This is a genomic window from Nocardioides sp. zg-1308, assembly GCF_013155375.1.
GTDB classification, from domain to species: Bacteria; Actinomycetota; Actinomycetes; order Propionibacteriales; family Nocardioidaceae; genus Nocardioides; species Nocardioides renjunii.
Genome location: NZ_JABJQY010000002.1, coordinates 805,602 through 817,681 on the forward strand (window position 1 = coordinate 805,602; position 12,080 = coordinate 817,681).

A 12,080-nucleotide genomic window follows, 5' to 3' on the forward strand; every position below is an offset into this window, starting at 1 on the left:
CGGCCGCGAAAGTCAGCCGTTTGCGCCCTCCCGCATCGGAACCCGGACGCCGCGCTCCTCGGCGACCTCCACCGCGCGGTCGTATCCCGCGTCGACGTGGCGGATGACGCCCATGCCCGGATCGTTGGTGAGCACCCGCTCGATCTTCTCGGCGGCCAGGGCGGTGCCGTCGGCGACGGTCACCTGGCCGGCGTGCAGGGAGCGGCCGATGCCGACGCCGCCGCCGTGGTGGAACGACACCCAGGTGGCGCCCGACGCGGTGTTGACCAGCGCGTTGAGGATCGCCCAGTCGGCGATCGCGTCCGAGCCGTCGAGCATCGCCTCGGTCTCGCGGTAGGGCGAGGCGACCGAGCCGCAGTCGAGGTGGTCGCGGCCGATGACGACCGGCGCCTTGAGCTCGCCGCTGGCGACCATCTCGTTGAACCTCGCGCCCGCCTTCGCGCGGTCGCCGTGGCCGAGCCAGCAGATCCGCGCGGGCAGGCCCTGGAACTGGACCCGCTCGGCGGCCATGTCGAGCCAGGCGTGGAGCCGGGCGTACTCCGGCTTCTCGTCGGCGGGGAACAGCTCCTTGATGGCGCGGTCGGTGGCGTGGATGTCCTCGGGGTCGCCGGACAGGGCCGCCCACCTGAACGGGCCCTTGCCCTCGCAGAACAGCGGCCGGATGTAGGCGGGCACGAAGCCGGGGAACTCGAAGGCGCGGTCGTAGCCACCCTTGCGGGCCTCGTCGCGGATCGAGTTGCCGTAGTCGAAGACCTCCGCGCCGGCGTCCTGCAGCTCCACCATCGCCCGGACGTGGCGGGCCATCGACTCCTGGCTGCGCTTGGTGAACCCGCGCGGGTCCTCGGTGCGCTCGCGCTCCCAGTCGTCGTACGACGTCCCGGCGGGCAGGTAGAAGAGCGGGTCGTGGGCCGAGGTCTGGTCGGTGACGATGTCGACCAGCGGGCCGTCGCCCTGCTCGGCGCGCGCGAGGTGGCGCTCGAGCAGCTCGGGCAGCACCTCCGCGGCGTTGCCGAGCAGGCCGATGGACAGGGCGCGGCGCTCGTCGCGGGCCTGCAGGGCGAGCTCGAGCGCGTGGTCGAGGTCGCGCGCCTGCACGTCGAGGTAGCGCGTCTCGAGGCGCCGGACGATGCGGTGCTGATCGCACTCGACGCAGATGGCGACGCCGTCGTTCATCGTGACGGCGAGCGGCTGGGCGCCACCCATGCCGCCCAGTCCGGCGGTGACGGTGATCGTGCCGGCGAGCGTCCCGCCGAACGTCTTGTCGGCGATCGCGGCGAACGTCTCGAAGGTGCCCTGGAGGATGCCCTGCGTGCCGATGTAGATCCACGAGCCCGCGGTCATCTGGCCGTACATCGTCAGCCCGAGGTCCTCGAGCCTGCGGAACTCCTCCCAGTCGGCCCAGTCGCCGACGAGGTTGGAGTTGGCGATCAGCACGCGGGGCGCCCACTCGTGGGTCCGCATGACGCCGACCGGCTTGCCGGACTGCACGAGCAGTGTCTCGTCGGCCTCGAGGTCGCGCAGCGTGCGGACGAGGGCGTCGTACGACGGCCAGTCCCGCGCCGCCTTTCCGGTCCCGCCGTAGACCACGAGGTCCTCGGGGCGCTCCGCGTTGTCGGGGTCGAGATTGTTCATCAGCATCCGCAGCGGCGCCTCGGTCTGCCACGACTTCGCGGTCAGCTCGGTGCCGTGGGCGGCGTGGATGGGCAGGCGCGGGTTGGTCGGGTCGGTCACTGGAGCTCTCCGATCACGGATGCGGCGGCGGCGAGGACCGCGCCGGACTGGACGAGGCCGACGACGGCCTCGATCTCGGGCGAGAGGTGGCGGTCCGGGCCGGGGCCGGCGACGCCGGAGCTGCGGAGCAGGTCGACCACGGCGCCGGTCGCGGGCGACGGGGTCAGCGGGGCGCGCAGGTCGAGGGCGCGGGCGGCGGTCATCACCTCGACGGCGACGACCCGGGCGAGCCCGTCGACCGAGCGGCGCAGCTTGCGGGCGGCGTTCCAGCCCATCGACACGTGGTCCTCCTGCATGGCGCTGGAGGGGATGGAGTCGACCGAGGCGGGGACGGCGAGCCGCTTGAGCTCGGAGACGATCGAGGCCTGGGTGTACTGCGCGATCATCAGGCCGCTGTCGACGCCGGGGTCGTCGGCGAGGAACGGCGGCAGGCCGTGGTTGCGCGACGTGTCGAGGAACCGGTCGGTGCGCCGCTCGCTCATCGAGGCGACGTCGGCGGCGACGATCGCCAGGAAGTCGAGGACGTAGCCCACCGGCGCCCCGTGGAAGTTGCCGTTGGACTCGACCGCGTCACCCAGGACCACCGGGTTGTCGACGGCGCTGGCGAGCTCGCGGCCGGCCACGAGCGCCGCGTGCTCCACGGTGTCGCGGGCCGCTCCGTGCACCTGCGGCGAGCAGCGCAGCGAGTACGCGTCCTGGACCCGGTTGCAGTCGCCGGTGCGGTGCGAGGCGACGACGGCCGAGTCGGCCATGAGCGCGGTGAGGTTGGCGGCCGACAGCGCCTGCCCGGGGTGCGGGCGGATCGCCTGCAGCTCGGGGGCGAAGACCCGGTCGGTGCCGAGCTGGCCCTCGACGCTCATCGCGGCGGCGACGTCGGCGGTGCGCAGCAGCATCCGCAGGTCGGTGATCGCCAGGACCAGCATGCCGAGCATGCCGTCGGTGCCGTTGATGAGGGCGAGGCCCTCCTTGGCGACGAGCTCCACCGGCTCGAGCCCGGCGGCGGCCAGCGCCTCGGCGGCCGGCAGGAGCGTGCCGGAGGCGTCGCGCACCTCGCCCTCCCCCATCAGCGCGAGCGCGCAGTGGGACAGCGGCGCCAGGTCGCCGGAGCACCCGAGCGAGCCGTGCTCGCGCACCACCGGCGTGATGCCGTGGGTGAGCAGGCCGGCCATCAGCTGCGCCGTCTCCCGCCGTACGCCGGTGCGTCCCGTCGCGAGCGTCGAGAGGCGCAGCAGCATCAGGGCCCGGACCACCTCCCGCTCGACCTCGGGGCCGGAGCCGGCGGCGTGGGAGCGGACGAGGGAGCGCTGCAGCTGGGCGCGCATCTTGGTCGGGATGTGCCGGGTGGCGAGCGCGCCGAAGCCGGTGCTGACGCCGTAGGTCGGGGTCTTCGCCGCCGCCAGCGCCTCCACGACCTCGCGCGCGCGGTCGATGGCCTCGAGCGCCTCGCCGGTCAGCTCGACGGGCGCTCCGTCCCGGGCGACGCGGACGAGGTCCTCGAACGAGACGGGGCCGACCCCGACGTGAATGCTCCCGACCTGGCTGCTGTGCATGCGGCCCATCAAACCCCTGGCCGGATGCTTCGAACCACCCGTGCCCGGCGTCGCCTGTCTCGGATCCGAGATCCGGCGACCGGCTCCTCCGGATAAGGGGATGCCCCGTCACGCGGTCCGGCGTAGCGTGCGGGGCGGGAGCACAGCGATGCCGGATCTTGTCCTCAACGACGTCCAGCAGCAGGCCCTCCGCGACCTGCTGGGGAGCGACCCCTGCCCGGGGTCCCCGCTCCCTCCCCGCAAGGTGCTCGAGAGCATCGCGGTCCTGCTGCCCGCGGACGAGATCGGCGTCGCCTACCAGGACCGACCCCACCGCGCGATCGAAGGCATCCTGCGGCCCGGCGACGGTCTGGTGGTCAGCTTCCGCAACGGCGTCGACGGCATGGTGCAGTTCACCTTGAGGCGTCGGGACCGCTCGCCGTTCGCCGAGCGCGACGTGGCCGTCCTCCGGATGATCACCCCGGTCCTGGCGCGCCTCGTGCGCGAGCGGCCGACCCCGACCCTCCCTTCGGCGCTCACCACCCAGGAGCGCCGGGTGCTGAGCCGGGTGGCCGCCGGACAGTCCAACGCCCAGATCGCCGCAGGGCTGTTCATTGCGCCCTCGACGGTCCGCAAGCACCTCGAGCACGTCTACCGCAAGCTCGGCGTCACGAGCCGGGTGGCCGCGGTCGCGCGGCTGCAGGGCCGGGACGCACCGGGCATCGACCTGCGCGAGCGCCTCGCCCGCCTGGGCTAGACCTCCGGGCGAAGTACGCCTCGACGCGAATACCGCCCCGTCCGCGGCGTCGGGACACTGCCAGGACGGGCACTCCGGCCTGCTCCGACGAAAGGGACCTCGCCATGAACCTGCACCGCCCACGCCTCGCCGTGGTCTCGACCGTCGTGCTGGCCGGGTCGCTCCTCGCCGCCCCCGCCGCCACGTCGGGCACCCCCACGCGGGACCGCCACCCTGCGAGCACGGAGAGCGCCCAGGTGGTGCTGGACTGGCAGCGGACCGCCTTCGCCACCGTCTACCCGGCCAACCCCGTGCCCGTCGGCGTCCCGCTGCTCGGCTACACGTCCACCGCCATGTACGACGCCGTGCGCTGGTCGACGTGGCGCCACGACAGCTCGGAGACCGCCGCGGTGGCCGCCGCGGCCCATGCCGTGCTGGTCCACTACGTGCCCGCTGCCGCCGGCGCCCTCGACGCGCGGCTGACCGCCACGCTCACCGATGTCCCCGACGGCGCGGCGGAGGACCGAGGTGTGCGGATCGGCGAGAAGGTCGCCGCGCGACTCATCGAGGACCGCGCCGACGACGGCTACGGCGACCCGACCGTCCACTACACCCTGCCTCCGGGGATCGGCACGTGGCAGCCCGTGGCTCCGGCGACCGACATGCTCGGCGCCTGGCTCGGCTCGATGGACCCGCTCGTGGTCCGCAGGCTCGCCCGCGTCGACGGGCCCGACAAGCTCACCAGTGACGACTACGCCACCGACTACGACGAGGTCAGGCTGCTCGGGTCGGCCACGTCCACGATCCGCACCTCGGCCCAGACCGAGACCGCCCGGTTCTTCAGCGCCAACTCGGCCACGATGGTCGGCGACGCGCTCGTCCGCTACCTCGAGGGGCACCCCGTCAGTCTCGAGGAGACCGCCTGGACCTTCGCCGCCATGCACGGCGCGATGACGGACTCGATCATCAGGTGCTGGCAGCTCAAGCGCGACGTCGGCTTCTGGCGGCCGATCGAGGCCGTGGCCGCCGCCGCCGCCGACGGCAACCCCGACACCCGGCCCGAGGCCGGCTGGACACCGCTGCTGTCCCCCACCCCGCCCTACTCCGACTACGTCAGCGGCCACGGCTGCGTCACCTCGCCCCAGGTCGAGGTGATCCGGGCCAGGTTCGGCGAGACCGTCCCGCTGGAGCTGCGCTCGAGCGTCGCGCCCACCGCTCCCCGGACCTACGCCACCCTGGGCGCGCTCGAGCACGACGCACTCGGCTCGCGGATCTGGGGAGGCCTGCACTTCCGCGACGCGATGACCGACGCGTACGCCGTCGGGCGCCGCACAGCCAGGGCCGTCATGCAGGCCCTCGAGTGACCTGACGACCGGCCCGGCGCGGCCCACCCGTACGGATGGAGCCCACGGGCGGGCCGTCACGGCTTGTGGCACCGTGAGCCGGAGGGCGACCCGTCCGGGGTCGCCGGAGCAGGAGGAACGCCATGGGAACCACCGAGTGGATCATCGTCCTGGTCGTCGTCCTGGTCGTGGCGGCACTCGTCGCCTGGCTGGTGGCGCAGCAGCGCAAGAAGAAGCAGCACGAGCACGCCGAGCACCTGCGGCACGAGGCACAGCAGCACGCCACCGAGATTCCGGAGCAGCAGGTGCGCGCCAAGGAGGCCGAGGCACAGGCCGAGCGGGCCAGGCTCGAGGCCGAGCGCGCGGAGCAGCAGGCACGTGAGGCGCAGGTCGCCGCCACGCAGCAGCAGGCCGTGCACGAGGACCGGCTCCGCACCGCGGACGAGATCGACCCCCATGTCGACACGCGCTCCGACGACTACCGCAGCACCGACGACCCCGGGGGCACGCACCGCGCGTGAGTCCTGCCTGCGGCGCGCCGCTGGACAAGACGGCGGCCACTGACAGACTGAGGGCTCCCGTGTCGTAGGAGAGGTGCCTCGTGACCACGCTCATCGTCATCATCGCCGTCATCGTCGTCGTGCTCGCCGTGGCGGCCTTCGTGGTCCGTCGCAAGAGCCGGCAGGCCAACATGGAGCGCGCCGACGAGCTGCGCAACCGGGCCGCGGCCGAGGCGCGCACCACGATCGCGCCGGCGCAGGAGCGCGCCGCCGCAGCGGAGGCGGAGGCCGCGGAGGTCCGCGCCCGCGCGGAGCGGGCGGAGGAGGAGGCCCGCGCCGCCCGCGCCGAGGCCGCCCAGGTCGAGGCGACCCACGAGGCGCAGGTGCGTGACGCCGACCGGCTCGACCCGCGCGTCGACCACAAGGCCGCCGACTACACCCCCCAGGTCGCCGGCACCACCGACCAGCAGCCGACGCCGCCCTCCGAGGTCGACGCTCCGGCCGCGACCGAGACCCGGACCGTCGCCGTCGAGGAGCCCGCCGCCGTCACCACCACCGAGACCACCACCGAGACCCGCACCGACACCCCCGCCGAGACAGCATCCGGTGGCGCCACCGACGCCGCCGTCGCCGACGGCCGCACGCCGCTGCTGCCCCGTCGTACGCCGGGCGCGCAGGAGATGCCGGGCAAGCCGATCGAGCAGACCGACGGCGGTGGCGGCTGGTTCACGCGCAAGGACGCCGACGCAAACTCCACGACGGACACCACCCCGGACTCCGCCACGGACCCCACCCCGGGCTCGACCGCCGACAAGCCCTGACCTCGGGCACCGGCCGACGCCGGCGCGAGCGAGCGGAGGGCCACCGGTGAGCCAGGTCCCGGCCGCCACCCGCGCCCTGCGCGTGCTGCGGTTCCTCGCGACCCAGGCCGACCCCGTCCCGCTCGAGCGGATCCTGCGCGCGTGCGACCTGCCGCGCAGCACGGCCTACCACCTGCTCAACACCATGATCGACGAGGGCTTCGTCGTGCACCTGCCCGACGAGCACCGCTACGGCCTCGGCGTCGCGGCCTTCGAGGTGGGCAGCGGCTTCACCCGCCAGGAGCCGCTGGCGCGCCTGGCCCGGCGCCCGCTCGCGGAGCTCGTCGACCGCACCGGCCACGGCGCCCACCTCGCGGTGCTGCACGGACGTGACGTCCTCTACGTCATCGAGGAGCGCGCTCCCGGGCGCCCGCCGCTGGTCACCGACGTCGGGGTGCGCCTTCCGGCGCACCTCACCGCATCGGGCCGCACCATCCTCGCCGCGCTCCCGCCCAGCCAGGTCCGCGCGCTCTATCCCGACCGCACCGCGTTCGTCGACCGCCACGGGAAGGGGCCGGCCTCGCTGAGCGCGCTGCGCACCGTGCTGGCCGCCACGCGCCAGCGCGGCCACGCCACCGAGGACGGCGAGGTCACGCCGGGGCTGCAGAGCGTGGCGGCGCCGGTGCTCGACCACAACGCGCACCCGGTCGCCGGTGTCGCGGTGACGTTCCCGAGCGACGGCGGCGCCGACGTGGCGGCGATCGCCGCCGCGGTGACGGCGACGGCGGCCCGCCTCACCCGACGGGTGAGCGGCCCGGTCGCGACCTGACGCGCGCGGGTCAGGAGAGCCCGGCCACCCGCCGGGCGAGGTCGCGCAGGTCGGCGGACCGCAGGCCCGGCCAGCCGTGCACGGCCGCCACCCACTCCTCCGGCAGCGACGACGCCCCCCACCGCGCACCGAGCAGTGCGCCGGCGATGGCCGCGACCGTGTCGGTGTCGTCGCCGGCGTGCACCGCCGCGGTCAGCGACGCGACCGGGGGTGCGCCTTCACCTCGCGGGTGCAGCACCGCCGACCAGGCCGCCTGGAGGGCGGTCACGACGTAGCCGTTGGGGGCGAAGTCCGCGGGAGGACGTCGCCCGGCGTCCGCGATCCAGCCCGCCCACGCGTCCCGGCGCGGGGTCGGCACCTCGCCGACCAGGTCCTCCAGGGCGGGCATCGTCGCCTCGACCACCGCGACGCGGATCGCGTGGCACCACAGCACGCACGCGTCACCGGCGAGGGGGTCCGGGTGGGTGAGGTCGGAGACCGCTCGTGCGTGCACCGTCAGCGCGTCGCGGTCGTCGAGGAAGGCGAGCGCGACCGGCGCCGTACGCATCAGCGACCCGTTGCCGGCCGTGCGGCCGGTGCTGCGGTGCAGCTCCCGGGCCGCCGCCCGGGCGCGCTCGGCGGGTCGCGGGGCGCCGGTCCGTGCGGCGACGGCTCCGAGGACGTGGCGAGTCTGGGTGCCGACGTCGGAGGCGCCGTCGCGCAGCCAGCCGACCCAGCCCTCGACGACCGCGTCGAGCGCCGTCTCGTCCGCGAGCCCGCGGTCGGCCGCCACCCGGGCGATGACGGCGGCCATCTGGGTGTCGTCGCTCCACTCGCCGGGCTCGTAGGGGCCGAGGCCGCCGCCGATCATCCGTGGCGCCTCGGACGCGGCCAGCGGCGCCGCGCCGAACTCGTACGGCACGCCGAGGGCGTCGCCGCAGGCCAGGCCGAGGAGTGCCCCCTCGACCCGGTCCGGCGACGGTGTCACGCGATGTCGCCCGCGAACTTGCCCTCGATCGGGGCCGGGACCGGCTCGCGCAGCTCGGCCTCGAGGATCGCGCGACCGATCTCGACCTGGAGCGCACCGAGGTCGACCGGCTCCGGGTCCGGCCCGGCGGCCGGGTCGAACTCCTCGACGACGATCACGCCGAGGTCCTTGACCCGCACCCGGGTGACCAGGGTGAGGACCGTGCCCGGGAGCAGGACGACCTCGCGCTCGTGGCGGGCCGCCGAGAAGGGCTCGATCGACCGGCCGGTGCGGCAGAGGATCGCGTAGACGGCGTCGGTGGTGAAGTTCTCCGTCGCGACGCGCGGGTCGCGCGAGGTCGACAGCAGCGTCTCGGTGACGCGGGCGCGACCGGGCCACCGCTCGTGGCTGCGGGCCTCGCAGCCGCGGAAGACGATGCCTTGGTGGGGTGGGAGCTGCTCCAGCGTCGAGAGCAGCGCCCCGAGGTCGGGCGTCTGCGTCACGGCTGCCCCTCCATGTTGGTCTGCAGGGTCCACTCCTGCGCGTCGGCCGGGTCGTCCTCACGGCGCGCCCGCACCGCAACGGTCAGGGTCGCCACGCGCACGCGCCCGTTGGGCTTGGGCGACCAGCTGCTGCCGTCGGCCCGGGTGCAGGCCCACACGGTGCCGTCCAGCTCGACGAGCAGCTCGTCCTGGCCCCGGGCGGGGCGTACGCCGCCCAGGGTGGCCTCCACCCGCTCCCCGCCGCGGTCCACCAGGACCCGCTCGCCGGCCCGGGTGTGGAACTCGTAGGAGGTGACGTTCCAGTGCGGGTGGTCGTCGCGCTTGACCCGGCTGAACTCGGGCAGCGGGTCGTCGGCGTGGGCCGCCTTGGCCTCGGCCCAGTCCCGGGCCGCCCAGGCGGCGATCTCCTCGGGACTCATGTTGTCGAGGTCCTCGCGACCACTCATGGGATCTCCCTGACCACCAGCTGGCGGACGCCGTCCGGGCCCACCGTGTTGCTGAGCACCTCGAACTCGGTGCCTCCACGGAACAGGATCTCAGCCTCCTTCTGCGCCGCGGAGAAGGGGCCCACGTTGCTGCCGGAGTGGCCCTCGATCGTGATCCGGGTGGGGTTGTCCTTGCTGGGGTTGAGGAAGCCCTCGGCGACGTTGGGGTTGGTCGAGCTGCTGGTGAACGCGCCGTCGGAGAGGTTGCCGCCGTTGTTGATCCGCTCCACCACGTCGTCGGGCAGGTTGGTGCCGCGATAGGTCGTGCCCTCGTAGTCGGGCAGCTGGTCGAGCCCGCGGTTGGTCGCGTCGATCCTCGCCTGCACGTGCGCCTCGTTGGGCCCGATCTGGCGCATCGCGTTGTTCATCGTGTCGTAGCCGTCGTTGGTGGTGTAGTCCCAGATGCCGCGCACGCCCTCGCGGTCGAGCTCGGGGTGTGCCCGGGAGACCTCGTCGAGCCACGGGTCCAGCTCGGAGTCGCCGAGGGTGCGCCCGACCCCCTGCGGCGCCGCGGGCACGTCGTCGTACCTGTGGAGGCCGCCGAGGTCGTCGAGCCGGTTGAGGCCACCCAGGTCGTCGAGGTTGTCGAGCTTGTTGAGGTCGGCCAGCTCGTCGAGCCGGGACAGGTCGGAGAGCCCGTCGAGGAGGTCCATGCCGCCCTTGGCGCCACGGGTCGCGAGGGCACCGGTGCCGGCGGTCGCGACGGCCGCGACGGCGTCCGGGACGAGGTGGCCGATGGCGCGGGCCGGGTCGTCGGCCCACGTGTCCCAGTCGAGCAGGCTCTTGCCGAGCTCCTTGCCGAAGCCCACCGGGTCGGTGGTGAGCCCGGTGTAGATGCCCTGCGCCATGGTCCACGCGTTCTCGGCGGAGAGCTCGTACTTCGTCATCAGCTCCTCGGGCGTCAGGTCGCCCGTGGCCAGCTTGTAGGCGTCGATGACCATGTTGACCGGGCTGAACGGCACCATCGTGAGCAGGTCCCAGACGGCCTCGCCCGCGCCCTCGAGGATGCCGCCGACGAACTTGAGGCCGGACTCGAGCCAGTTGGGCTCCTCCGGGGCGTCGGCGCAGCCCGCCCGCACCTCGCCCGCGCAGACGGCGGCAGCGTTGTCGAGGTCGGCCCTCGCCGCCTGCAGCGCGCGGAGCGCGTCCTGCTGGATCGGGTCGCCCCAGTCGACGAACGGCTCCGCCTGGTCGGTGCCGCCGCTGCTCCAGTAGGTGCGCATCCGTCCCATGTAGGAGTCGTACTGGGTGCGGGCGCTCTCCGACTCGCGCTGGCCGCGCTCGTACTCGGCCTTCGCCTCGGCGGCGCGGCGCTGCGCGTCCTCGAGCACCCCGGCGTACGTCGTCAGCCCGGCGGCGGCCTTCTTGAAGCCGTTGCCGGACTTGTACCAGCGCTCGGGCTCGAGGTCGTGGGCCTCGCGGAACTCGTCGGCGGCCCGGCCGGTCCACCCGGAGACGTCGATCTTGGCGAGCGCGTCGCCGGTGTCGTAGAAGAGCTGGCCCTTCTGCTCCATGGTGACGGCCCGGGACCGGATGTTGCCGGGGTTGCCCTCGACCTCGAAGTCCGGCATGTCACATCACCTTGATCGCGGCGATCGTGCCCTTGAGGCCGGACAGCGCGTCGTAGCCGGCCTTGTCGGTCTCGAAGTAGTTCATGGCGATCTTGCCCAGGCGGCCGGCCATCTCCTCCACGTCCTGGCAGAGGTTGTTGACGCCCTCCTCCCAGCGGCCCTTGAACTCGTCGAGCGCGTCCCACACCACGTCGCTGCCCACGTCGCCCTTGGACGGGACCAGGTCCTCGACGTCCTTGTCCTTGAACAGCTGCAGCGTCTCGTTGAGCCCCTGGGCGGCCTTGCCCATGCTCTCGAGGTCGACTTCGTAGTCGTAGGACGGCATGGCTCCTGACTTCCCCGCGGTGCGGCCTCCCAAACCGGCAGCGCCCTCGTGATCCTGCCGGGTGTGAGACTGCGTCCACCGGGGTAGGAGCCGGGGGACCCAACCGACGAAAGGGGGCGGCCGTGGCCGTCGGACTTGTCTACGCGGAGATGCAGGCTGCCGCCCAGGCCGCCGCCGACGCCGTGGAGCCGCTGCAGGAGACGTTGCGCGAGCTCGGCGCGACGATCGAGACCGAGGCGGGCAAGGGCTTCAAGGGCCAGGCCGCGGCCGGCTTCGGCGAGGCCGTCAACGAGTGGTTCACCATCGCGGTGACGCTCGGCCCGATCCTCGAGGGCTACTCCCAGAGCCTGATGTACGTCGCCCAGGAGCACGCCACCAACGACGTCGAGCAGGCCACGCGCGCCGGCCAGCTCGCCGACCGCCTCGGCGGAGGTCCCCGATGAGCGACCGCGGGCTCGTCGTGCACCAGGGCTCGCTGTCCGCGATGGAGACCGCGCTGTCCACCGCGACCACCGCCATCACGACCCAGGTCGACGAGCTCCTCGAGCAGGTCGAGACGCTCACGCCCGGCTGGGACGAGACGAGCGAGTCGCACATGTCCCACCTCGAGCACCAGCAGAAGCTGCGCGACGGCGTGCAGAAGCTCACCGAGGCGCTCGACCAGGTGCGGTCCAAGCTCGCGACCTACCGCGAGGACGCCCGGGAGATCGAGGTCGAGAACGTGGCGATCGTCAACTGACCCGGCGGTCGTTACCGGTTGAAGTTACCCCCGGGTAGGATTC

At 73.6% G+C, this 12,080-nt stretch carries 14 protein-coding genes; 7 read left to right on the forward strand and 7 right to left on the reverse strand.

The features are described 5' to 3' along the window. Positions 1-12: 12 nt before the first annotated feature. Positions 13-1,731 carry a urocanate hydratase gene (gene hutU / locus HN031_RS05660; RefSeq protein ID WP_172267475.1) on the reverse strand — a complete coding sequence of 573 codons (1,719 nt, stop codon included), beginning with the start codon at positions 1,729-1,731 and terminating at the stop codon, positions 13-15. Then, complete coding sequence (gene hutH, locus HN031_RS05665; protein WP_172267477.1) at positions 1,728-3,281, reverse strand: histidine ammonia-lyase; 1,554 nt, start codon at positions 3,279-3,281, stop codon at positions 1,728-1,730. Before hutH ends, hutU begins: the two co-directional genes overlap by 4 nt. A 148-nt stretch (positions 3,282-3,429) precedes the next feature. On the opposite strand from hutH, the gene HN031_RS05670 reads away from it, so the two are divergent. The 5 genes from HN031_RS05670 to HN031_RS05690 all read left to right on the forward strand — a co-directional run bounded on the left by HN031_RS05670 (position 3,430) and on the right by HN031_RS05690 (position 7,468). Beyond that, a complete protein-coding gene (locus HN031_RS05670; RefSeq protein WP_172267480.1) occupies positions 3,430-4,017 on the forward strand; it encodes a helix-turn-helix transcriptional regulator in 588 nt (195 codons plus the stop codon). 104 nt (positions 4,018-4,121) lie between these two features. After that, entirely contained in the window at positions 4,122-5,360 is a 1,239-nt protein-coding gene (locus HN031_RS05675) for a vanadium-dependent haloperoxidase (RefSeq protein ID WP_172267482.1), read from the forward strand. A 122-nt stretch (positions 5,361-5,482) separates the two neighbouring features. Further along, positions 5,483-5,860, forward strand: coding sequence for a hypothetical protein (locus HN031_RS05680; RefSeq protein ID WP_172267484.1), 378 nt, complete (start codon positions 5,483-5,485; stop codon positions 5,858-5,860). Positions 5,861-5,940: 80 nt separating this feature from the next. After that, the gene (locus HN031_RS05685) at positions 5,941-6,660 is read left to right on the forward strand and encodes a hypothetical protein (RefSeq protein WP_172267486.1); all 720 of its coding nucleotides are present in this window, start codon (positions 5,941-5,943) and stop codon (positions 6,658-6,660) included. Between the two features lie 46 nt (positions 6,661-6,706). After that, positions 6,707-7,468, forward strand: a complete 762-nt coding sequence (locus tag HN031_RS05690) for an IclR family transcriptional regulator (protein ID WP_172267488.1) — start codon at positions 6,707-6,709, stop codon at positions 7,466-7,468. A 10-nt stretch (positions 7,469-7,478) separates the two neighbouring features. On the opposite strand, the gene HN031_RS05695 is transcribed toward HN031_RS05690, so the two are convergent. Genes HN031_RS05695 through HN031_RS05715 form a run of 5 tightly spaced genes read right to left on the reverse strand, consistent with a single transcriptional unit; the run spans position 7,479 to position 11,298 of the window. Then, positions 7,479-8,435 carry an ADP-ribosylglycohydrolase family protein gene (locus HN031_RS05695; protein ID WP_172267490.1) on the reverse strand — a complete coding sequence of 319 codons (957 nt, stop codon included), beginning with the start codon at positions 8,433-8,435 and terminating at the stop codon, positions 7,479-7,481. Beyond that, on the reverse strand, positions 8,432-8,917 hold the full coding sequence (locus tag HN031_RS22215) for an ADP-ribosyltransferase domain-containing protein (RefSeq protein WP_172267493.1): 486 nt from the start codon (positions 8,915-8,917) through the stop codon (positions 8,432-8,434). The genes HN031_RS05695 and HN031_RS22215 overlap by 4 nt, the downstream gene beginning before the upstream one ends. Further along, the gene (locus HN031_RS05705) at positions 8,914-9,363 is read right to left on the reverse strand and encodes a hypothetical protein (protein WP_172267496.1); all 450 of its coding nucleotides are present in this window, start codon (positions 9,361-9,363) and stop codon (positions 8,914-8,916) included. The genes HN031_RS22215 and HN031_RS05705 overlap by 4 nt, the downstream gene beginning before the upstream one ends. Next, the gene (locus HN031_RS05710) at positions 9,360-10,973 is read right to left on the reverse strand and encodes a putative T7SS-secreted protein (RefSeq protein ID WP_172267499.1); all 1,614 of its coding nucleotides are present in this window, start codon (positions 10,971-10,973) and stop codon (positions 9,360-9,362) included. Before HN031_RS05710 ends, HN031_RS05705 begins: the two co-directional genes overlap by 4 nt. A gap of 1 nt (position 10,974) precedes the next feature. After that, positions 10,975-11,298: a hypothetical protein gene (locus HN031_RS05715; RefSeq protein ID WP_172267502.1), complete on the reverse strand. Its 324-nt coding sequence runs from the start codon at positions 11,296-11,298 to the stop codon at positions 10,975-10,977. Positions 11,299-11,420: 122 nt separating this feature from the next. Between HN031_RS05715 and HN031_RS05720 the strand changes: the two genes are divergently transcribed. Further along, entirely contained in the window at positions 11,421-11,741 is a 321-nt protein-coding gene (locus HN031_RS05720; RefSeq protein ID WP_172267505.1) for a WXG100 family type VII secretion target, read from the forward strand. Continuing rightward, positions 11,738-12,037, forward strand: a complete 300-nt coding sequence (locus HN031_RS05725) for a WXG100 family type VII secretion target (RefSeq protein WP_172267508.1) — start codon at positions 11,738-11,740, stop codon at positions 12,035-12,037. The genes HN031_RS05720 and HN031_RS05725 overlap by 4 nt, the downstream gene beginning before the upstream one ends. Positions 12,038-12,080: the final 43 nt, after the last annotated feature.